11 protein-coding genes are annotated in these 21,833 nt (G+C 71.7%); 6 read left to right on the top strand and 5 right to left on the bottom strand.

Features of this window, described 5'->3' with window-relative positions:
* Nucleotides 1-141: 141 nt before the first annotated feature.
* The 4 genes from hppD to fahA are packed head-to-tail and all read left to right on the top strand — an operon-like array spanning nt 142 to nt 4,645.
* Nucleotides 142-1,386, top strand: coding sequence for a 4-hydroxyphenylpyruvate dioxygenase (gene hppD / locus ELY19_RS09410; RefSeq protein WP_126195959.1), 1,245 nt, complete (start codon nt 142-144; stop codon nt 1,384-1,386).
* A gap of 27 nt (nt 1,387-1,413) precedes the next feature.
* Nucleotides 1,414-2,610 carry a homogentisate 1,2-dioxygenase gene (locus ELY19_RS09405; protein ID WP_126195958.1) on the top strand — a complete coding sequence of 399 codons (1,197 nt, stop codon included), beginning with the start codon at nt 1,414-1,416 and terminating at the stop codon, nt 2,608-2,610.
* Nucleotides 2,607-3,452 carry a hypothetical protein gene (locus ELY19_RS09400; RefSeq protein WP_164711571.1) on the top strand — a complete coding sequence of 282 codons (846 nt, stop codon included), beginning with the start codon at nt 2,607-2,609 and terminating at the stop codon, nt 3,450-3,452. Before ELY19_RS09405 ends, ELY19_RS09400 begins: the two co-directional genes overlap by 4 nt.
* The gene (fahA, locus tag ELY19_RS09395) at nt 3,449-4,645 is read left to right on the top strand and encodes a fumarylacetoacetase (RefSeq protein WP_197716007.1); all 1,197 of its coding nucleotides are present in this window, start codon (nt 3,449-3,451) and stop codon (nt 4,643-4,645) included. Before ELY19_RS09400 ends, fahA begins: the two co-directional genes overlap by 4 nt.
* A 75-nt stretch (nt 4,646-4,720) precedes the next feature.
* Here fahA and ELY19_RS09390 read toward each other — a convergent pair whose 3' ends face one another.
* Both ELY19_RS09390 and ELY19_RS09385 read right to left on the bottom strand, forming a co-directional pair.
* Nucleotides 4,721-5,746: an aspartate-semialdehyde dehydrogenase gene (locus ELY19_RS09390; RefSeq protein WP_126195955.1), complete on the bottom strand. Its 1,026-nt coding sequence runs from the start codon at nt 5,744-5,746 to the stop codon at nt 4,721-4,723.
* Between the two features lie 3 nt (nt 5,747-5,749).
* The gene (locus tag ELY19_RS09385) at nt 5,750-7,015 is read right to left on the bottom strand and encodes an aspartate kinase (protein WP_126195954.1); all 1,266 of its coding nucleotides are present in this window, start codon (nt 7,013-7,015) and stop codon (nt 5,750-5,752) included.
* A 151-nt stretch (nt 7,016-7,166) separates the two neighbouring features.
* Between ELY19_RS09385 and ELY19_RS09380 the strand changes: the two genes are divergently transcribed.
* Complete coding sequence (locus ELY19_RS09380; protein ID WP_126195953.1) at nt 7,167-7,964, top strand: hypothetical protein; 798 nt, start codon at nt 7,167-7,169, stop codon at nt 7,962-7,964.
* A gap of 47 nt (nt 7,965-8,011) precedes the next feature.
* Complete coding sequence (locus tag ELY19_RS09375; protein WP_126195952.1) at nt 8,012-9,232, top strand: mannosyltransferase family protein; 1,221 nt, start codon at nt 8,012-8,014, stop codon at nt 9,230-9,232.
* 63 nt (nt 9,233-9,295) lie between these two features.
* Here ELY19_RS09375 and ELY19_RS09370 read toward each other — a convergent pair whose 3' ends face one another.
* Genes ELY19_RS09370 through ELY19_RS09360 form a run of 3 tightly spaced genes read right to left on the bottom strand, consistent with a single transcriptional unit; the run spans nt 9,296 to nt 21,643 of the window.
* Nucleotides 9,296-9,499, bottom strand: coding sequence for an MbtH family protein (locus ELY19_RS09370; RefSeq protein ID WP_126195951.1), 204 nt, complete (start codon nt 9,497-9,499; stop codon nt 9,296-9,298).
* 49 nt (nt 9,500-9,548) lie between these two features.
* Nucleotides 9,549-10,388, bottom strand: coding sequence for an ABC transporter permease (locus ELY19_RS09365; protein ID WP_126195950.1), 840 nt, complete (start codon nt 10,386-10,388; stop codon nt 9,549-9,551).
* Complete coding sequence (locus ELY19_RS09360) at nt 10,385-21,643, bottom strand: non-ribosomal peptide synthetase (RefSeq protein WP_164711570.1); 11,259 nt, start codon at nt 21,641-21,643, stop codon at nt 10,385-10,387. Before ELY19_RS09360 ends, ELY19_RS09365 begins: the two co-directional genes overlap by 4 nt.
* Between the last annotated feature and the right edge of the window lie 190 nt (nt 21,644-21,833).

The raw sequence follows: 21,833 nt of genomic DNA, 5'->3' as shown, positions 1-21,833 counted from the left end.
AGACAATGTGACCACATACTTCGCGGATCTGCCGGTCCTTTCCGGCATTGTGGGCAGACCGAGCTGTCGCTGTTGTCAGCATTCCCCCGCCTGATCGATGGTAGTGACGCACGTTACATCCGGCCCGGAAGGTGAGACGACATGACGACGAAGACCGCTCCCGTGCAGACCTCCCTCGAGCAGATCCTGACCGACGAGGAGAGGCTCGCCGGCCTCGGTGCCGAGCAACTGCACCAACTCGTCGGTCTCGTCTCCTACGACGCCACCCGCGACGTCTTCCCCGTCAACGGCTGGGACGCGATCGTCTTCGTCGTGGGCAACGCCACCCAGGCCGCGCACTACTACCAGTCCGTGTGGGGCATGGAGCTGGTCGCGTACCGCGGGCCGGAGCAGGGCGCGCGCGACCACAAGGCGTACGTGCTGCGCTCGGGGTCGATCCGATTCGTCGTCCAGGGCGCGGTGAGTCCCGAGAGCCCCCTCGTGCGGCACCACGCCCGGCACGGCGACGGCGTCGTCGACATCGCCCTCGAGGTGCCCGACGTCGACCGGTGCATCGCCCACGCCCGGGCCTCGGGCGCGACCGTGCTGGAGGAGCCGCACGACGTGACCGACGAGCACGGCACCGTGCGCATCGGAGCGATCGCCACGTACGGCGAGACCCGGCACACGCTGGTGCAGCGGACGGTCGACGGCGCGCGGTACGACGGGCCGTACCTCCCCGGCTACGTCCCCGCCACCAGCACCTTCCGCAAGCGCGACGGTGCCCCCCGGCGCATCTTCCAGGCCCTCGACCACATCGTCGGGAACGTCGAGCTCGGCCGGATGGACGAGTGGGTCGGCTTCTACAACCGCGTCATGGGCTTCACGAACATGGCGGAGTTCATCGGCGACGACATCGCCACCGACTACTCCGCCCTCATGTCCAAGGTGGTGGCGAACGGCAACCACCGGGTGAAGTTCCCGCTCAACGAGCCGGCGATCGCGGCGAAGAAGTCGCAGATCGACGAGTACCTCGAGTACTACGACGGCCCGGGTGCCCAGCACCTGGCCGTCGCCACCAACGACATCCTCGCCGCCGTCGACGCGCTGCGCGCCGAGGGCGTGGAGTTCCTCAGCACTCCCGACGCCTACTACGACGACCCCGAGCTCCGCGCCCGCATCGGACAGGTCCGGGTCCCGATCGAGGAGCTGCAGAAGCGCGGCATCCTGGTCGACCGCGACGAGGACGGCTACCTGCTGCAGATCTTCACCAAGCCGCTGGGCGACCGCCCCACGGTGTTCTTCGAGATCATCGAGCGCCACGGCTCGCTCGGCTTCGGCAAGGGGAACTTCAAGGCCCTGTTCGAGGCCATCGAGCGCGAACAGGATCGCCGCGGCAACCTCTGACGCGACCCCGGACCCAGGAGGACTCCCATGGCCTACTACCGCAGCGTCGGAACGATCCCGCCCAAGCGCCACACGCAGTTCCGGCGCCAGGACGGCGAGCTGTACTACGAGGAACTGGTCGGCGAGGAGGGCTTCTCCTCCGACTCCTCGCTGCTCTATCACCGCGGAGTCCCGTCGGCGATCACCGCGGCGGAGCCCTGGGAGCCGGGCGACCCGAGCCTGACCCCCAACGCTCCTCTCCTGCCCCGGCACCTGCGCCTGCACGACCTGTTCGACGATGCTTCGGCCCGCGCCGCGGACGTCGTGACCGGCCGGCGCCCCGTACTGGGCAACGCGGACGTGCGGATCTCCTACGCGGTGGCGGGCGCACCGTCGCCGCTGTACCGCAACGCGATCGGCGACGAGTGCGTGTTCGTCGAGGACGGTTCGGGCGTCGTCGAGACCGTCTTCGGCGCGCTCGACTTCCGCGCCGGCGACTACGTCCTCATCCCCCGCGCCACCACGCACCGCTGGGTGCCCTCCGCCGGGACGACGGTGCGCGCCTACGCGATCGAGGCGTGCGGCGGGGGCGGCGGGCACATCGCGCCGCCGAAGCGGTACCTGTCGCGGTACGGCCAGCTGCTCGAGCACGCCCCGTACTGCGAGCGGGACCTGCACGGCCCGTCGGAGCCCCTGCTGCGCGAGGGCACCGACGTGGAGCTGCTCGTCAAGCACCGCGGCCCCGCGGGTGCGACCGGCACGCGGTACGTGCTGCCGACGCACCCGTTCGACGTCGTCGGGTGGGACGGGTGCCTGTACCCCTACACCTTCAACGTCGCGGACTTCGAGCCGATCACGGGCCGGGTGCACCAGCCCCCGCCCGTGCACCAGGTCTTCGAGGGGTCGGGCTTCGTGATCTGTAACTTCGTGCCGCGCAAGGTCGACTACCACCCGCTGTCGATCCCCGTGCCGTACTACCACTCGAACGTCGACTCCGACGAGGTGATGTTCTACGTCGCCGGCGACTACGAGGCGCGCAAGGGCACCGGCATCGGCCCCGGCTCGGTCTCGCTGCATCCCGGCGGCCACGCGCACGGCCCGCAGCCGGGCGCGATGGAGGGCAGCATCGGCCTCGAACGGTTCGACGAGCTCGCCGTCATGGTCGACACCTTCGCCCCGCTGCAGTTGGGCGAAGGGGCCCGCGCCTCGGACGACGGCGTCTACTACCGCAGTTGGTCGCGGTGAGCCCGCTCCTCGCCGCGCTCGTCGACGATGCCGGCCTGTTCCCGCCGACCGCACTGCCGATGGACGAGGCGCTCGCCCGGCATCGGCGCGACCTCACCGAGGGCGGTCCGATCCTCACGCACCGGTTCCTCTGCCCCGCCGGCCGGGTGGACGAGTTGCGCTCCCACCTGGTCTCGGACGACCGGATCGCCGTGGGCCTCGTCGCCTCCGCGGACGTATCCGACGAGGCCGTCCGGGCGGCCGCGGCGACGGTCGCCGCCGATCCGCGCCTTCGGCTCACGCTGGTGGAGATCACCTGCACCCCCGCCGATTTGGATGCACGGCTCGCGGACGCGACCGCCTTCGGCGTACCCGTCTACGTCGAAGCGACCGACCGCGGGGAGACACCGCGCCTCGCGGCGGCACTCGCCGATCGGGCAGCGGGACTGAAGATCCGGTGCGGCGGCGCCCGCGCGGACCTGTTCCCCGAGCCCGGCGAGGTCGCCGCGGCGCTCGGGGCGGCGACCGCCGCGGGCGTCCCGGTCAAAGCGACGGCCGGTCTGCATCACGCGGTGCGGCACCGTGATCCGGCCACCGCGTTCCCGCACCACGGCTTCCTGAACCTGGTGCTCGCCGCCGCCCGCTCCGCCGCCGGGGCCGACTCCGCGGCGGTCGCCGCCGTGCTGGCGAGCACGGACGGCCCCGCGCTCGCCGCCGAAGCCCGCGGCCTCCCGGGCGAAGCCGTCGCAGCGGCCCGGCGGCTCCTCCACGCCTACGGATCCTGCAGTACCGCAACCCCGCCCACGGAGGCGGCCGCGCTCGGCCTCGCCCCCGCCGCCCCGACCGAAGGACCGCGATCGTGACCACCACCTGGGCGCCCGTGCCCGCCGGATCCGGCTTCGGGCTCGAGAACCTGCCCTACGGCGTCTTCCGCCCGGCCGACGGGCCGCCGCGCGTCGGCGTGCGCGTCGGCGACCACGTGCTCGACCTCGCGGCCGCGCTCGGCGACCCCGTCTTCGCGGCGCCGTCGCTCAACGGCTTCCTGGCCCGCGGCCGAGGGGAATGGCAGCGGGTCCGTGCCGAGATCGTCGGACTGCTCAGCGATCCCGCGCGCGCCGCGGCGGGCACGGCGGCGCTCCACCCGCTCGCCGATGTCGCCCTGCAGCTGCCGTTCGCGGTCGCCGACTACGTCGATTTCTACGCCAGCGAGCACCACGCGACCAACCTGGGACGCATGTTCCGACCGGATTCGGCTGCGCTGCTGCCGAACTGGAGACACCTGCCCGTCGGCTACCACGGCCGGGCGGGCACCGTCGTCGTCTCGGGCACGCCCGTCGTGCGACCGTCCGGACAGCGGAAGGCACCGTCGGACGAGGATCCCATGTTCGGTCCCTCGGTGCGGCTGGACATCGAGGCCGAGCTCGGCTTCGTCGTCGGCGCGGGTAGCGATCCCGGGAAGCCCGTGGGTACGAGCGATTTCGCCGATCACGTGTTCGGCGTGTGCCTCGTCAACGACTGGTCGGCGCGCGACATCCAGGCGTGGGAGTACGTGCCGCTCGGCCCCTTCCTCGGCAAGAGCTTCGCGACCTCGGTCTCGCCGTGGATCGTGCCGCTGGAGGCGCTCGAGGCCGCGCGGATCGCGACGCCCCCGCAGGAGCCGGAACCGCTCCCGCACCTGCGCGATGCCGAGGACTGGGGACTGGACATCGGCCTCACGGTGGACCTCAACGGCGAACCGGTCTCCCGCCCGCCGTACGCGCAGATGTACTGGTCACCCGCGCAGATGGTGGCGCACATGACGTCGAACGGCGCCCCGTTGCGCACCGGCGATCTCTTCGCCTCCGGCACGATCTCGGGACCCGGCCGCGACCAGCGCGGCTCGCTCATCGAACTCACCTGGAACGGCGCCGAGCCGCTGCGGCTGGCCGACGGCTCCGAACGCACCTTCCTCGCGGACGGTGACCTGGTCACCATCCGCGCCTCCGCGCCGGCGTCCGGCGGCGGCCGCATCGATCTCGGCGAGGTGACGGGGCGGATCGCCCCGGCGCCCGCCTGACCCCGGGGAACGACGAACGGCCCGCGGAGTCCCCTCCACGGGCCGTTCGTTCCGTTCGTCGGTGCAGCCGAGTGGCTAGACGAGCAGCTCCGCGATCTGCACGGTGTTCAGCGCCGCACCCTTGCGCAGGTTGTCGCCGCTGATGAACAGCGCGAGGCCGCGGCCCTCGGGCACGCCCGGATCCTGGCGGATCCGGCCCACCAGCGAGTCGTCGGCGCCGGCGGCGGCGAGCGGCGTCGGCACGTCGACCAGCTTCACGCCCGGAGCGCTCGCGAGCAGCTCCTGCGCCCGTGCGACCGACAGCGGCGACGCGAACTCGGCGTTGATCGACAGCGAGTGGCCGGTGAGCACGGGCACGCGCACACAGGTGCCGCTCACCAGCAGCTCCGGCAGGCCGAGGATCTTGCGGGACTCGTTGCGCAGCTTCTGATCCTCGTCGGTCTCACCCGAGCCGTCGTCGACGAGCGAACCGGCCAACGGCAGCACGTTGAAGGCGATCGGCGCGACGTACTTGTTCGGCGCGGGGAAGTCCACGGCCGAGCCGTCGTGCACGAGCTTCTCCGCCTCGGGCTCGACGGCGCGCACCTGGGAGACCAGCTCCTCGACGCCGGCCAGGCCCGAGCCGGAGACGGCCTGGTACGAGGAGACGATGAGCCGCTGCAGGCCCGCCTCGTCGTGCAGCACCTTGAGCACCGGCATCGCGGCCATCGTGGTGCAGTTCGGGTTGGCGATGATGCCCTTCTTCAGGTCGCGGACCTGCTCCGGGTTCACCTCCGAGACCACCAGCGGCACGTCCGGGTCCTTGCGGAAGGCGCTCGAGTTGTCGATCACGGTGACACCGGCGGCGGCGAACCGCGGTGCCTGGACCCGCGACATCGTCGCGCCCGCGCTGAACAGCGCGATGTCGAGCCCCGTCGGATCCGCGGTCTCGGCGTCCTCGACGACGATCTCGCGGTCACCGAAGGGCAGCTTCTTCCCGGCGGACCGCGAGGACGCGAAGAACCGCACCTCGTCGGCGGGGAAGTCGCGGTCCAGCAGCAGCTGCCGCATGACGGCGCCCACCTGCCCGGTGGCGCCGACGACTCCTACCTTGACACCCATGCGCTATCGCCCCGTTCCCGCGTAGACGGTGGCCTCTTCGTCCGAGCCGAGGTCGAAGGCGTCGTGCAACACCTTCACGGCCTCGTCGAGCTCGGTATCGCGGATGAGGACCGAGATGCGGATCTCCGACGTGGAGATGAGCTCGATGTTGATGCCGGCCTTCGACAGCGCCTCGCAGAACGTGGCGGTGACGCCGGGGTGGCTCTTCATGCCCGCGCCGACGAGGGAGACCTTGCCCACGTGATCGTCGTACACGACCGAGTCGAAGCCGATCTCCTTACGCAGCGCCTCGAGCTTCTCGACGCCCAGCGGGCCGAGCTCGCGCGGCAGCGTGAAGGTGATGTCGGTGCGGCCCGTGTCCACCTTGGACACGTTCTGCAGCACCATGTCGATGTTGATCTCGGCGTCGGCGATCGCGCGGAAGACGCGGGCCGCGTAGCCCGGCTTGTCCTCGAGGCCGACGACCGTGATCTTCGCCTCGCTGCGGTCGTGGGCGACGCCGGTGAGAATTGCCTCTTCCACGGGGATGTCCTCCATAGATCCGTTGACGATGGTGCCGGGCTTGGTCGAGTACGAGGAGCGCACGTGGACCGGGACGTTGTAGCGGCGCGCGTACTCCACGCACCGGAGCATGAGCACCTTGGCGCCGCACGCGGCCATCTCGAGCATCTCCTCGAAGGAGACGGTCTTCAGGTGCTTCGCGTTCGGCACGATGCGCGGGTCGGCGGTGTAGATGCCGTCGACGTCGGTGTAGATCTCGCAGACGTCGGCCTCGAGCGCCGCCGCGAGGGCGACGGCGGTCGTGTCGGAGCCGCCGCGGCCGAGCGTGGTGACGTCCTTGGTGTCCTGCGAGACGCCCTGGAAACCGGCGACGAGGACGATCTTGCCGTCGTCGATCGCGGCCTGGACGCGCCCGGGCGTGACGTCGATGATCTTCGCCGCGCCGTGCTTGCTCGTGGTGATGACGCCGGCCTGCGAGCCCGTGAAGGACTGCGCCTCGGCACCGAGCGAGTGGATGGCCATCGCGACGAGCGCGTTGGAGATCCGCTCGCCCGAGGTGAGCAGCATGTCCATCTCGCGGGCAGGGGGCGCGGGGCACACCTGATTGGCGAGATCGAGCAGCTCATCGGTGGTATCGCCCATCGCGGACACGACGACGACGACGTCGTTGCCCGCGCGCTTGGTCTCGACGATCCGTTCGGCCACGCGCCGGATGCGCTCGGCGGAGGAGACGGAGCTGCCTCCGTACTTCTGGACGACGAGTGCCACGTGGAACCTCTCCGTTGCGGTCTTCGATGTGCGCCTCGATCCTACCGACCTGGGTTCTTGGGTTCGGAGGGCACCGTTCCAAGCGGTGCGCAACCCACCGTTCAGCCACATCGCGGATAATCGATGCGAACGCGAACGTCAGGAGATCCCCATGAATCCCTACGGCGGCCAGTACCCCGGCGGGCAACCCTCCGGGCAGCAGGGCGGCCGGCCCGGTGGACAGCCCTCCGGACAGCCCGGCCCCTGGCAGGGCGGCCACCCCGGCGCTCCCCGACAGGGCGGCTACTCCGTACCACCGGGCGGGCAGCCGGTCGGGCCGCAGGGGACGCAGCGATTCGCGCCCCAGGGACAACCGCAGGGCGGCTTCCCGGCCGGTCCCCCGCCGTACGGGAACGGTCCGGCCGGCGGGAACGGCGGCCCCGGCAACGGGGGCGGCAACAAGGGCCTGATCATCGCCGTGGTCGCGATCGTGGCGGTGGTCGCCGTCGCCGGCGCGGTCGCCCTGGGCCTCAGCCTCCGCGGCGACGACAGCTCGACCGCCTCGCCCGTCACCTTCTCCGCGGGCGCCACCACGACCACGGCGGGCGCCCCGACGACGGGCGCCGTCTCCCCGCCCAGCGAGCCCGCCACCGAGTCCGACGGCTTCCTCACCACCGCCCCGAAGACCACGACGGGTTCGGGCACCGGCCAGACGGTGCGGCTCAAGCTGTCGGCGACCGGGAGCGGCGCGGGGGCGGTTCTCGTCGTCGGCGTCCAGGGCAGCACCATCCCCACGGCGTCGACCCTGCCCTGGGAGTGGCAGGGCACCGCGACGATCGGCGACCGGATGTCCCTGATCGTGACCGGAACGGGTCCCGTCACCTGCACCATCGTCGTGAACGAGCAGGAGTTCACGGAGTCCGGCACCAACTCGGTCAACTGCACGATCACGCGGGTCGCCGCGCCGTGACGGCGGTCGGCGCGCGGGGGGACGACGCGCCCCGCACCGTCGGTACGATGCAAGCCGTGCCGACCGCCCCCGACCTCGCCGACCCCGGTCCCGTGCGGGCACCGTCGTCGCTGCTCGACCGGACCCGCGACGTCTGGCTGCCGGTCGTCCTGTACCTCGCGATCCGCGGCATCGGGCTCGCGGTGCTCGCGCGGTTCGCGCAGCTCCGCAACCAGAACCTCGCCGACCTTCTGACGGCGTGGGACGGCAAGTGGATGATCGGCCTCGCCACGTACGGCTACGACGACATGCCGTGGCGGTTCGTGGACGCGCGCGGCGAGCACACCGCGGATACCGCGTACGCCTTCTTCCCCGGCTTCCCCATGCTCGTGCGCGCCGTCGCGCAGCTGCCCGGCTTCGACGCCTACCGCGCCGCGCTCACGGTCAACGTGATCCTGGGCTGCGTGGCGGCGGTCGCCGCCTACCGGCTGGGGCGGCTGTGCGTCGAGCACATGCCGCAGGTGCCCACCCACCTGGCCGAACGCGCCGGACTCCTCACGACGGTGCTGTTCGCCGCGGCCCCGATGTCGATCGTGCTCACCATGGCGTACACGGAGGCGCTGTACTGCGCTCTGGCCGGCTGGGCACTGGTGGGCGTGATGGAACGCAAGTGGATCCTCGCCGGGATCTGCACGGCCCTGGCCGGTTTCTGCAGGCCGACGTCCGTGGTCCTCATCGGGGTGGTCGCGCTCGCGGCACTCATCGCCGTCCTCTCGTCCGACGGTGCCGAGCGCGTCAGGGCCGCGATCTGCGTGCTGCTCACCCCGCTGGGCTGGGTGACCTACCTGCTGATCGTCGCACACCACACGGGCAGCCTGACGGGCTGGTTCCGGATCCAGACGGAGGGCTGGGGCACGACCTTCGACCTGGGCGTGCAGACGTGGCAGTTCGTGAACTACACGCTGATCAACGGCTCGGACGTGGCGGACCTGTCCGTCGTCGCGCTGCTCGCGGCGTCGATCGTCCTGATCGTGCTCGCGGTCCGCTCGAAGATGCCCTGGCCGATCACGCTGTACGGCGCGCTGGTCGTGATCTCGCTGCTCGGCTCGGGCGGGCTGATGATGTCCCGCCCGCGACTGCTGCTGCCCGCCTTCGTGCTGCTGATCCCCATCGCCATCGCGCTGGCCAGGGCGTCGAAGCCGGCGCGGGTCTGGACCTGCGTCGGCATCATCACGGTGACCTGCTGGTACGGCGCCCACATGGTGAGCGTGTACCCGCACGCCATGTAGGCGGGTGCACGCCGCGGGCCGGCAGGGCGTGGGCCCCACCGGCCGCGGTGGTGGAACGAAAGGTCAGGCGCGCAGGCTGAGGGGGCGGATGTCCGTCCAGGCCGACTCGATGTACTCGAGGCACTCCGCGCGGGAGCGTCCGCCCTCGCCGAACGCGACGGTCCAGCCCCGCGGGGCCTCACGGAACGTGGGCCACAGCGAATGCTGACCCTCGTCGTTCACCAGCACGAGGAACTCGCCGGCCTCGTTGTCGAAGGGGTTGTTCATTTCGGTTCTCCTTGTTCAAAGGGATACGGAGTCGGGTGGTCTCGGGCCGTCAGTGCTTCATGTACGCACGAGCGGCGAGTGGCACGATGATCACGATCATCGCGAGGGAGACGAGGGCGGAGTACGCGGTCGCGTGCTCGGCCGCCCAGTTGATGGGCTCGTCCACCACGGGCTTGGGGCTCAGCGGGTTACCGAAGGCCTCCCGCAAGGAGCGCGCCATGGAGGTCACGGGATTCCACGAGGCGATGGTGCGGAGCGGGCCGGGCAGGTCGCCGGAGGCGATGAACGCCGACGAGATGAAGGCCATCGGGAACATGACGATCATGCACAGCGCCTGCGCGGACTCGGGGGTCGAGACGGACAGGCCGATGAGGGCGCCGAGCCAGGACATCGCGAAACCGAACAGGAACAGCGTCGCCAGCGACAGGGCCGCGTCGACCCAGCTGCCGCGGAAGCGCCAGCCCACCGCGAGGCCGACGAGCAGCATCACGGCCACGCTGATCAAATTGACCACGAGGTCGGAGGTGGTGCGCCCCACCATGACCGCGAGGCGCGACATGGGCAGGGAGCTGAACCGGTCGATGATGCCGTTCTTCATGTCGGATGCGACGCCGATCGCGGTCGGCCCCGAGCTGAACGCCACCGTCTGCACGAGGATGCCCGCGAGCAGGAACTCCCGGTAGCGATCGCCGCCCACCTCGCCGCCGAGCGCGGAGCCGAAGACGTAGCTGAACAGCAGCACGAACATGATCGGCTGCACCGTCGCGCCCAGCAGTAGCTGCGGGATCCGCACCAGCGTGGTCAGGTTGCGGCGGGTCATCACCGCGCAGTCACTGAGGAATCCGCTCAGCGACGGCTCCCGCTCCCGCGGGAAGATGATCGCGGTCATGCGTTGTTCTCCTCGGTCTTGTTCGCGTCCTCGCCGGTGAGGGCGAAGAAGACGTCGTCCAGGGTGGCTTCGCGCAACATCGCCGACTCGACCTGGACGCCGGCCTCCCGCAGGTCGTGGAGGACGGCGACCAGCTTGCGCTGGCCGTCGGCCACGCGGATCGCGCTGAGCCCGGAGGCCTCTCGGATCGCGGTCCCGTCGATGGCGTGCCGGGCCAGGATCGGCCAGGCGGTCACCCGGTCGCGCTCGCGCAGCCCGATCTGGATCAGGTCCGCCGCGGCAGCGGATTTCAGCTCGGGCACGGTACCGGACCGGATGATGCGGCCCTGGTCGATGATCGTCACCAGATCGGCCAGGATCTCCGCCTCGTCCAGGTACTGCGTGGTGAGCAGCACCGAGATGCCGTCCTCCTTGCTCAGTCGCGCGATCACGTCCCAGACGTCCTTGCGGCTGCGCGGGTCGAGCCCCGTGGTCGGCTCGTCGAGCACCACCAGGCGCGGGCGGGCGATGATCGCCCCGGCGAGGTCGAGCCGGCGGCGCATACCGCCGGAGTACGTGCCCGACGCGCGGTCCGCGGCCGCGGTGAGGCGGAACTGCTTGAGCAGCTCGTTCGCACGGCCCTGCGCGGAGATCTTGTCGAAACCGTAGAGACGCGCGAACATCTCGAGGTTCTCGCGGCCCGTGAGGTTCTCGTCGACAGCCGAGTACTGACCCGAGAGGCCGATGATCGACCGGGCGCGCCGCGGGTCGGCCAGGGCGTCGACACCGTCGATGCTGACGGAGCCCTCGGACGGCTTCATGAGCGTCGAGATGATCTTCACCGTGGTCGTCTTACCGGCGCCGTTCGGGCCGAGCAGCGCGTGCACGCTGCCGGGTGCGATGTCGAGATCCACGCCGTTCAGGGCGAAGACCGCCTTCTTGCCGCGCCCGTACTTGCGGGTCAGGCCGCGCACGCTCACCAGCGGTTTCGAATCGTCGAGCGTCTTGCTCTTCGACTTCACCACCGCGGTGTAGTTGCCCGTGAGGAAGACGTTCATGGTGCGGGCGACCTCGTCGATCGCCGGCGACGCGCCGAGCTGGTTGTGCGTCGCCTCGATGTCGTGCACCTGCACGAGGCCGGTCACGTACGGCCGCCACAGCTGCGGCACGAGGCCGCCCGTGGTCTGCTCGGTCGCGCGGAAGACCAGCATGTCGCCGTCGTACTCGCGCGGCCGGTGCGAGTAGCCGAGCAGCGTGTTGTGCCGGTAGTTCGCCAGCAGGCGCTCCATCTGGCCGCGCGAGAGTTCGCGCGCCGGGCCGCCGGCGGTCGCCAGCAGGTCGAGGGCGTCGGCCGCGGTGAGCTCCGCGTCCTCGTCGACGTCGAGTCCGACGAACTCGCGCAGCAGCGCCGCGATCGACATCTCCTCGCGGGGCCCGCGGTAGTCGCCCAGCGGGTACGCGTCCATGAGGGCCAGGTTGACCTTCTCCCCCAGTTCCCGCAGTTCGACGGCCATCTCGTGCGCGATGAGGCCGCCGAGGGACCAGCCGAGCAGGTTGTACGGGCCGTGGGGACGGCTGGTGCGGATGTTGCGGACGTAGGTGCGCGCGAGCTCGCGGATCGAATCCGCGGGCGGCATCGGGTAGGAGATGCCGGGAGCCTGCAACCCGATGATGGGGATGCTCGGATCCAGCTCGCCGGACAGGCCGAGGTAGTTCCACGCGAGGCCCACCGCGGGGTGCACGCAGTACAGCGGCTCCACGCCCGGGTTGCCCGCGCGCAGCGGCAGGATCGGGTCGGTGATGGCCGTATCGGAATCCGCGGCCACGCCGGTGATCACCGCCGTGGTGGAGACGGGGGCAGGGGCACCGGCGATCCGGGCCGCGATCGTGCCGACCCGGGCGTCCTCGAAGAACCAGCGGATGCTGGCGTCCTCCGCGTTGAACCGCTCGCGCAGCCGGTCGACGGCGATCGCGGCCTGCAGCGAGGTGCCGCCGACGGCGAAGAAGTCGTCGTCCATGCCGAGCGAGGCCACGCCGAGCACGTCGGAGAGGATCTCGGCGACGGCGTTCTCCAGGCCGGCGGCCGTGTCCATCCGCTGCTTCGACGACGCGGGGCCCACGACGCCGGCGAGCGGCGAGACGACGACGTCGTCGGGGGCGACGGCGGCCTTGGCCGGCGCGCCGACGGGCGGCAGGGCCTTGAGGTCCGTCTTGCCGTGCGCGGTCACCGGCACGCTGTCGATCTCCTGGAAGACGGCGGGGACCATGTGCCGCGGCAGGCGGTCCGCGACCCACTCCCGGAGCGCGTCGACGGTGACCGCCCGCTCGGCCACGTAGTAGGCGACCAGTCGGGCCGCGGCCTGGGCCTCGAGCGAGCCGTCGCCGCGGTCGACGACCACGACGGCCTGCCGGACGTCGGGGTGGCTCTCGACGGCCGAGGCGACCTCGCCGGGCTCCACGCGGAAGCCGCGGACCTTGAGCTGGTCGTCGCTGCGGCCGACGAACTCGAGAACCGGCTCGCCCGAGTCGGAGGCGCGCCAGCGCACCAGGTCGCCCGTCCGGTACATGCGCTTGTAGCCCTGCGCGTCGTTGTACGGATTGGCGACGAACCGCGAGGCGGTGAGCTCCGGCCGGTCCAGGTAGCCGTGCGCCACACCGGGACCCGCGACGTAGAGCTCGCCGACGGTGCCGGGCGCCACCAGGTTCAGCCGCTCGTCGCAGATCATCAGCTGCGCGTCCGTGACCGCGCTGCCGATGCCCACGTTGTCGGGATCGACGGCGCCCATGGTGGCGGCGATCGTCACCTCGGTCGGGCCGTAGGCGTTGATCAGGATCCGTCCGTTGGACCAGCGGCGCGCCAGCTCCGTCTGCAGCACGTCGCCGCCCACGCTGAGCGCTTCGAGCAGCGGCAGGTCGCGGTCGGGGATGGTGGCGAGCGCCGCCGGGGTGATGAACGCGTGGGTCACCTCGTTCTCGGCCAGGAAGTCGCCGAGCGGCGCACCGCCGTACAGGGTCACGGGCGCGATCACGAGTTCGGCGCGGGACCAGGTCGCCAGCAGCAGCTCGAGGATCGAGGCGTCGAAGCTGGGCGAGGCGAAGTGCAGCACTCGCGCCCCCGCGCCGACGGCGTGCTGGCGCACCAGCGTGTCGGCCATCGCGGCGAGCCCCCGGTGCGGCACGACGACGCCCTTGGGCTTGCCCGTCGAACCCGAGGTGTAGATCACGTACGCGGGATCGTCGACACCCACGGGTGCGACCTCGGCGGGCGGGTGCTGAACACGCGAGGGCGCCAGGTCCACCGGCACCCAGTCGACGGTCTTCGGCAGGCCGTCGGCGGCGTCGCGGACCGTCAGGCCCAGCGCGGGGTCGGCGTCCTCGAGGATGTACTCGATCCGTTCGGCCGGGTAGTTCGGGTCGACCGGCAGGTACACGGCGCCGAGCCGCGCCACGGCCCAGAACGCGACGACCGAGGCCGCGGACCGCGGGACCGCCACGGCCACACGGGTTCCGGTGCCCACGCCCAGGCCCGCGAGGCGGTTGGCGAGCGCCGATACCGCCGAGTCCAGCTCGGAGTACGTGTAGTGGACGTCGCCGTCGCGCAGTGCGGGAGCGCCGGGGCGCTGCCGCACTGCGCGCGCCAGGATCTCGGCCATCGTGTGGGGCTCGATCGTGGTGGACGCCCGCTGGAACAGCGCCTGTTCCGCGGGCAGCAGGACCGGGAGGTCCGCCACCGGGGTGTCGGGCGAGGCCACGCCCGCCGTCACCAGGCGCGCGAGGCGGCCGACGATGCCCTCGGCCGTCGCCGGGCGGTACAGGTCGGTGCGGTAGCGGAAGTTGAACCGCAGGCCCTCCTCCACCTCGCGCACCTCGAAGGTCGCGTCGAAGGTCGTGGTGGCCGCCGCGAGCGGAAGCGGTTCCAGTTCGAACATGCCGCCGCCGTCGGAGGTGATGACGCTCAGCGGATCACCCAGGTTCTGGTGGCTCAGCACCACCTGGAAGACGGGGTGCCGATCCCGGCTGCGCGGCGGCTGCAGCGCCTCGATGACCCGCTCGAACGGCGCCGTCGCGTGGACCAGGTCGTCGAGGTCGCCGCTGCGGATCCGGTCGACGAGGGCGTTGAAGCTCTCGGCGCCGGTCACGGTGGTGCGCAGGGCCACGGTGTTGACGAACATGCCCACGACGTCGCGCAGGCGGCGATCGGTCCGCCCGATCACCGGCGTGCCGATGACCACGTCCTCGGCGCCGTTCACGCGATGCAGCAGCGCCGCGAGGCCGGCGTGCAGCACCATGAACATGGAGACGCCGCGCTTGCCGGCGAAGTCCGCGAGCGCATCCCGCTCGGCCTTCGGCAGCACGATGGCGACCTCGCCGGCGTCGGTCGAGCCGATCGTCGGCCGTGGGCCATCGGCCGGGAAGGAGCTCTCCTCGGGCACGCCCGCGAGACGTTCCGCGAAGTAGGCCACCGCACCGGCGTCCTTCTCCGCCTGGCCGCGCTGCCACACCGCGTAGTCCGCGTACTGCAGCGGGAGTTCGCTCCACTGCGGCGCGGCTCCGGTGCTGCGGGCGAGATAGGCGGCCATCAGGTCACGGGTCAGCGGCACCACGGAGGCACCGTCCGCCGCGATGTGGTGCACGGCGATGGCGAGGATCGAGCCCTTGCCGGTCGGCGCCGTCATCACGCGCAGCGGCACGTCCCGGTTGAGCGCGAAGGGCCGCGCCACGAACTCGGCGATCGCCGATTCCTGGCCGGCGACGTTGGACGTGGCGGTGCCGAACTCGGCCGCGAAGTCGCGGACCTCGGGCGCGTCGGCGGGCAGGATCTCCTGGTACGGCCCCTCCGCGGAGGACGGGTAGCGGGTCCGCAGGCTCTCGTGCCGCGCGAGCACGTCGCGCAGGGCGGCGTCGAGAACCGCCTTGTCGACGGGCCGGCTCGCGAGGAACGCCGCGCCGATGTTGTACGTCGGCCCCGGGTCGATCTTGTTCTGCAGCCACATCCGCTCCTGCGCGGACGACAGCGGCATCCGGTCGCCGCGCTGCACGCGCCGCAGGCCCTGGTCCTCGAGGGCGGACTCGTTGGAGATCCGGTCGGGATCGCCGGTCAGGGCGGTCGCGATCGCGGCCGGGGTGCGCAGGTCGAAGACGGTGCGCGCCTCGATCCCGTTGCCGAGCAGGCTCACCAGCTCGTTCGCGGACAGCGAGTTGCCGCCGAGGTCGAAGAAGTCGTCCTCGACGCCGATGGCCTCGCTGCCGAGAACCTTGCGGAAGGCCTCGACGACGCGGCTCTCGCCCGGCGTCGTGGGCTTGGCGGCGGCGTTTCCCGCGCCTCCGAAGTACGGCTCCGGGAGCGCCGCGTTGTCGAGCTTGCCGGTGTTGCCCATCGGCACCGCGGCGATGATCATCACCGCGGCGGGAACCATGAAGCCGGGCAGACGGGTCCGCACGTGCGCGCGGACCGACGCGGGGTCCACGTCGCCCTTGACGTAGGCGACCAGGGCCGGCGCACCGTCGGGGCCCGGGCGGACCTGAGTGGAGACGAAGTCCACGCCGGGCATCGTGTCGATGGTCGCGTCGATCTCACCGAGCTCGATGCGGATGCCGCGGATCTTGACCTGGAAGTCGTTGCGGCCCACGAAGTCGACGATGAGCTGCCCGCTGTCGCTGCGGGTCCAGCGGACGACGTCGCCCGTGCGGTACATCCGAGCACCGGGCCCGCCGTAGGGATTGGCGACGAAGCGCGAGGCGGTGAGCTGCGGGCGGCGGTGGTAGCCGCGCGCCAGCTGCGGACCGGCGACGTACAGCTCGCCCGGCATGCCGACGGGCACGGGCCGCAGCTCGTCGTCCAGCACCATCAGCTCCTGCCCGCGGACGGGCGGGCCGATCGGCACGCGGCCGTCACCGGACAGCGCGTCGGAGATCGCGGTCATGATCGTGGTCTCGGTCGGACCGTAGCCGTTGTGCAGCCGGCGGCCGACGCTCCACTTCTTCGCCAGGCCGGGGCCCAGCGCCTCGCCGCCCGCGAGGACGTGCGTCCACGACGGCACCGCGTCCGGGTCGATCGTGGCGAGCGTGGACGGGGTCAGGAAGCCGTGCGTCACAACGTGATCGGCCACGATCTTCTCCAGCTCACGGCCGCCGGTGGTCCCCGGGGGCACCACCACGAGGGGCGCGCCGACGCGGATCGCCATGAGGTGCTCGAGCACCGTCGCGTCGAACGCGGTGGAGGCGAACGCGAGGACCCGCGTATCGGCACCGGTCTGCAGGCGCACGTGCAGTTCCTCGGCGAAGTTGCCGAGGCCGCGGTGCGTCACCACCGTGCCCTTGGGCTGGCCGGTGGAGCCGGACGTGTAGATGACGTAGGCGGCGTCGTCCAGGTTGGGAACGATCTGCGGGTCGTAACCGTCGCCGTCCAGGTTGTCCATCGCGACCCAGTTGACGCCCTCGACGCCGCTGCCGGTGGCGGTCACGCCGACTCGGGCGCGCACATCGTTCGCGATGTAGTCGCGGCGGTCCTGCGGGTACTTCGGGTCCACCGGCGCCACCGCGGCGCCGGCCAGGGTGATTCCCCAGAAGGCGGTGATGGACTCCGCGGATCGCGGCAGGTCGGTGAGCACCGCCTCGCCGGGGCGCGAGCCGGCGGCGAGGACGGCCGCGGCGACCTTCCGGGCATCGGCGTAGAGCTCGCGGTAGGTCAGTACGCGCTGCCCGTCGATGACGGCCGGGCGGTTGGAGTAGGTCCGGGCGGCCTCGCGCATCAGTTGCCCCAGCGGGGTGTGGAAGTCGGCCTCCACGCCGCGCACCGGGGTGAGTTCGGCGAGCCGGTCCGCCGACATGATCGGCAGTTCGCCGACGGTGGTCTGCGGATCGCGGCCGACCGCGGTGAGCACGGCGACCAGGGCGTCGAGGATCGACTCCGCCTGCTCCGCGCGGTACAGCTCCGAGGCGTAGCGCAGCTCGATGGTCCCGTCGGCGCCGAGCGTGACCTCGATGTCGAACCGGGCGATCGGCACGTCGACGGGGACGACCTCGACGTCGACGCCCGCCATCGGGAAGTGCTGGGTGTCGAAGGGACGCTGGTTGAGCATCACCTGGAAGATCGGGTGACGGCCCGCGGCGCGGGGCGGGTCGACGAGTTCGAGCACCGATTCGAACGGCAGATCCGAATGGTCCAGGGCGTCGAGGTCACCGCGGCTCACGGCGGCGAGGTGCTGCGCGAACGTCTGATCGTTGCTGGTCCGGGTGCGCAGCGGGATCGAGTTCACGAACATGCCGACGAGGCCGTCGAGCTCGGCCTCGCCGCGCCCGGCGACGGCGGTGCCGATCACCAGGTCGCTCTGGCCGGACAGGCGCGAGATCGCCGCGGCGAGTGCCGCGTGCACCACGATGAAGGGCGTGGTGGTGTGGGCCCGGGCCAGGCCCGCCACGCCGGCCCACACCTCGGGCGCGACGCGGGTGCCGATCGACCGCGCCGCGGAGACGACGCCGCCCGAGCGCGGCACCGCGGCGGGCGGCACCGACTCGGCCGGCGGATCGGCGAGGACGTCGGCCCAGAACCGGTCGAGGGCCTGGCGGGGCGCCCCGGTCAGGCGGTGCTTGTAGGACCGCGCGTGCTCGGTGTAGGTGCGCGGGAGCGGCGGGAACTTCGGCGCCTTCCCGTGGGTGCGCGAGGCGTAGGCGGTGGCGAGGTCACCGGCCAGCGGCATCATCGACCACCCGTCGGCGGCGATGTGGTGGATCACGAGCACGAGCACCTGGTGCCGCTCGTCGATGCGGTACAGGCGGGCGCGGATCGGCACGTCGGCGGCGAGATCGAAGGGCTCGCCCGCGTAGTCGGAGGCGGCGGCCATCAGTTCGTCGAGTGCCACGGTGCGCTCGGTGAACGGCACGAGGTTCGGTCCGGCGGGCAGCACCTGGACCTCCGGTTCGCCGGCGGTCGGGCCGTTGCGGTAGACGGTGCGCAGCGGCGTGTGCCGGGCCACGACGTCGCCGAGCGCCACGCGCATGGCGGACACGTCGACGTCGCCGCGCAGGTGCAGCGCGACCGGGATGTGGTACGAGCCATCGGGACTCACGCGGTTGCGGACCCACATCTGGTGCTGGGCGGGAAGCAGCTCGGCCGCCTCCTCGGGGTCCGACGGTGCCGCGAACTCCGGCTCGGGCTCGGCGGCAACCACGGTCTCGGTGGCGGCGGCGATCGCCGCCGCCGGCACGGGTGCGCCGCCGATCGCGGCGGCGAGCCCCTCGACGGTGGGGTTGGCGAAGACCGTCGCCACGCTGACCCGGGTGCCGGTCGCGGATCCGAGCCGCGCCGCGATGCGGGTCGCCGAGAGCGAGTTGCCGCCGAGGTCGAAGAGCGTGGTCGTGACGTTGAGGTCGTCCTTGTTCACGCCGGGGATCACCTCGGCGAACGCCTCGGCGACCAGCCGCTCGGCGTCGGTCTGCGGGCCGCGGCCGGCGGACACGGCGACGGCCGCCCGCTCGGGCTGTGGCAGCTGCTTGTGGTCGACCTTGCCGTTGACGGTCAGCGGGAACTCGTCGAGCGCGATGATGTGTGCCGGAACCATGTAGGCCGGGAGTTCCGCGGCGATGCTCGCGGTGATCGCGTCGACGGCGGCGGTGCCGGTGACGTAGGTGACGAGTTCCGCGGTGGCGGTGTCGTCGCCGTGCACGACCGTGACGGCCCGCTCGGTGCCGGGCACCCGCATCACAGCGGCGTCGATCTCGCCGAGCTCGATACGGAATCCGCGCAGCTTCACCTGCGAGTCGATGCGGCCGAGGAACTCGAGCCTGCCGTCGGCGTCCCAGCGGACCAGGTCGCCCGACCGGTACATGCGGGCGCCGTCGTCCTCGAAGGGGTTGGCCACGAACCGTTCCGCGGTGAGGAGGGGGTTGCCGTGGTACCCGCGGGCGATGCCGGGGCCGGAGATGTACAGTTCGCCGGCGACGCCGACGGGCGCCGGCCGCAGGTAGGGGTCGAGTACGTAGAGCCGGGTACCGGGGATCGGCCCGCCCAGGCGGACCGGTTCGCCGCTCCGGAGTGCGCCGAGGGTGACGGCGATCGTGGTCTCGGTGGGCCCGTACACGTTGACCAGGTTGCGCCCCTTGCCGGCCCACCGGTCGACGAGAGCCTGCGGAACGGTGTCGCCACCGACGCCGAGCGCGGTGAGCGCGGGGAGTTTCGCGGGGTCGAGGGTGGCGACGGCCGCGGGGGTGATGAACCCGCCGTTGACCCCGCCCTGCGCCAGGACGTCCTCCAGTTCCTCGCCGCCGTAGACGTCGGGCGGGACCACGACCAGGGTCGAGGCGCTGTCGACGGCCATGAGGAGTTCGAGGACGGAAGCGTCGAAGCCCGGGGAGACGAAGTGCATCACGCGCGAGCCCTCGGCCAGGCCGTGCGAGCGGACCAGCTCGGCCGCGAGGCCGGACAGTCCGGCGTGGGTCACGCTGACGCCCTTGGGACGGCCGGTCGAACCGGAGGTGAAGATCAGGTAGGCCGGGTTGGCGAGCTCGATCGTCGGCCAATCCGCGTCGCTGGCACCGGCGTTCGCGCCGGGACCCCACACGCGCGCGAGGTCCGCGGGCGTCAGGGTGGCGACGGGCGCCGCGGCGGTGGCGATGTGCTCGGCGCGCTCGGCGGGGAGCTTGGGGTCGATCGGCACGAAGGCGGCGCCGGTCTTCGCGACGGCCCAGACGGCGATCACGGATTCGAGGGAGCGCGGGATGCGCAGCGCCACGCGCTGTTCGGGTGCGGCCCCGATGGTCATGAGGTACCGGGCGAGACGGTCGCTGTACTGGTCCAGGTCACCGTAGGTGATGCTGCGGTCGCCGTCGACCACGGCGACCCGGTCGGCGTGCGCCGCGGCGGTGCGGCGCAGCAGCTCGGGCATCGGTACCGCGGGGTCGCCCGCCGGGGCCGCGTCGATCCCGGCGAAACGGTTCCAGTCGGCGCGTTCGGCGTCGGTCGCGACGGCGAGTGCGGAGAGGGGGGTACCGCCGGGCGCGGCCGCGAAGCGCTCGAGGTACTGCATGAACCGCTCGAAGTGCGCATCCAGGTCGGCCACGGTGTACGACGCCGGATTGGCCTCCATGTCGATCCGCAGCGCGCCCTGCTCGGACTCGTAGACGGTGACCGCCACGTCCTCGGCCGGGCCCGACGTGAGCAGGTTGAGGGTGCCGGCGGCCTCGCCCAGCGTGATCGCCGAGGAGAACATCATGATGTTGATGGTGTCGCCGAAGGTGGAGCCGACGACGCCCTCGCGCATCGTCGGCGCCTCCATCCGCGCGGCCGGATAGAGCTGGTGCCGCAGGCCGTTGCGGAGATCGAGGCCGGTGCCGTCGATGATGTCCGAGACGGTGGCGCCCGCACCCGCGCGCACCGGCACGGGCAGCACGTTCGCGGTCATTCCGGTCGAGCCGCGGAGCGCCGCCGTGGTGCGGGCGGCGACGGGAACGGACACCGAGATCTCCTCGCGCCCCGCGACGGCGGCGACGTAGGCGCCGAAGGCCGCGATCACCAGCCCCGTGCGATTGGTGCCCAGGCGCTCGGCCGCCGCCTCCAGCCGGGCCCCGGCCTCGGCACTGGGAACGCCGTTGCGGCGCAGGTTCAGGCTCGACGGTGCCGCGACCACCCGGCTCAGGCCCGCGGCCTCGGGGAGGGTCGCGACGACGCCGGCCCAGTACTCGGCGTCACCGTCCGCGCGCGCGGACGCGAAGTACTTGTCCTCGGCGGTCACGAAGCCCTCGGGCGGGAGCGGCGCGGGCTTGAGCGGCGGGAGTTCGGCTCCGGTCGCCGCGGCGGTGTAGCGCTCCGCGACGCGGCGCTGCAGGATCGAGGCGCCGTAGCCGTCGAGGACGGCGTGGTGCGCGCGGGCGTACCAGAGCCAGCGATCGTCGGAGACCCGGATGAGGCGGTTGATGATGAGCTCGTCGGTCGCGAGGTCGATGGGGCGCGAGTACTCGGCGCGCATCCACGCGACGGCGGCGTCGATCCGCTGATCCTCCGGCAGGTCCGCGAGCCCGAGGTCGATCACCTGCGCGGCGGCATCGATGCTGCGGTCGACCCACTGGACCGGGGTGCCGGATTCGTCGACCTCGATGCGGACGTACGGAGAGAGGAACTCGTCGCTGGTCTCGCGCGTCGCGGCGCGCATGATCTCGACGTCGAACGGACCACTGATGTCGACGTACTGGGCGACGGTGTACGCGACGTCCGGGGACATCTGCTGGCCAAGCCACATTCCGTACTGGGCTCCGGTCAGGGAGTGCACCACGTGGTCCACCAAGCTCTCCTCTGCATCACGCTCGCAACGCACGACGGTTGCAATCGCAGAATTGTAGGGACGACGTGCTTGAAATTGCAACATCTTCAATCACGATTCCCGCGAGCGAACGTCACAGGAACCGCGCAGGTCGGAGGGGTTCTGTTCAAGAAGATTCACCGAGCGGTCGCCATCCTGCAGGTTTTCCGTG

Source organism: Tsukamurella paurometabola, from assembly GCF_900631615.1.
Taxonomy (GTDB): domain Bacteria; phylum Actinomycetota; class Actinomycetes; order Mycobacteriales; family Mycobacteriaceae; genus Tsukamurella; species Tsukamurella paurometabola_A.
This window is presented reverse-complemented; position numbering and strand designations above follow the sequence as displayed.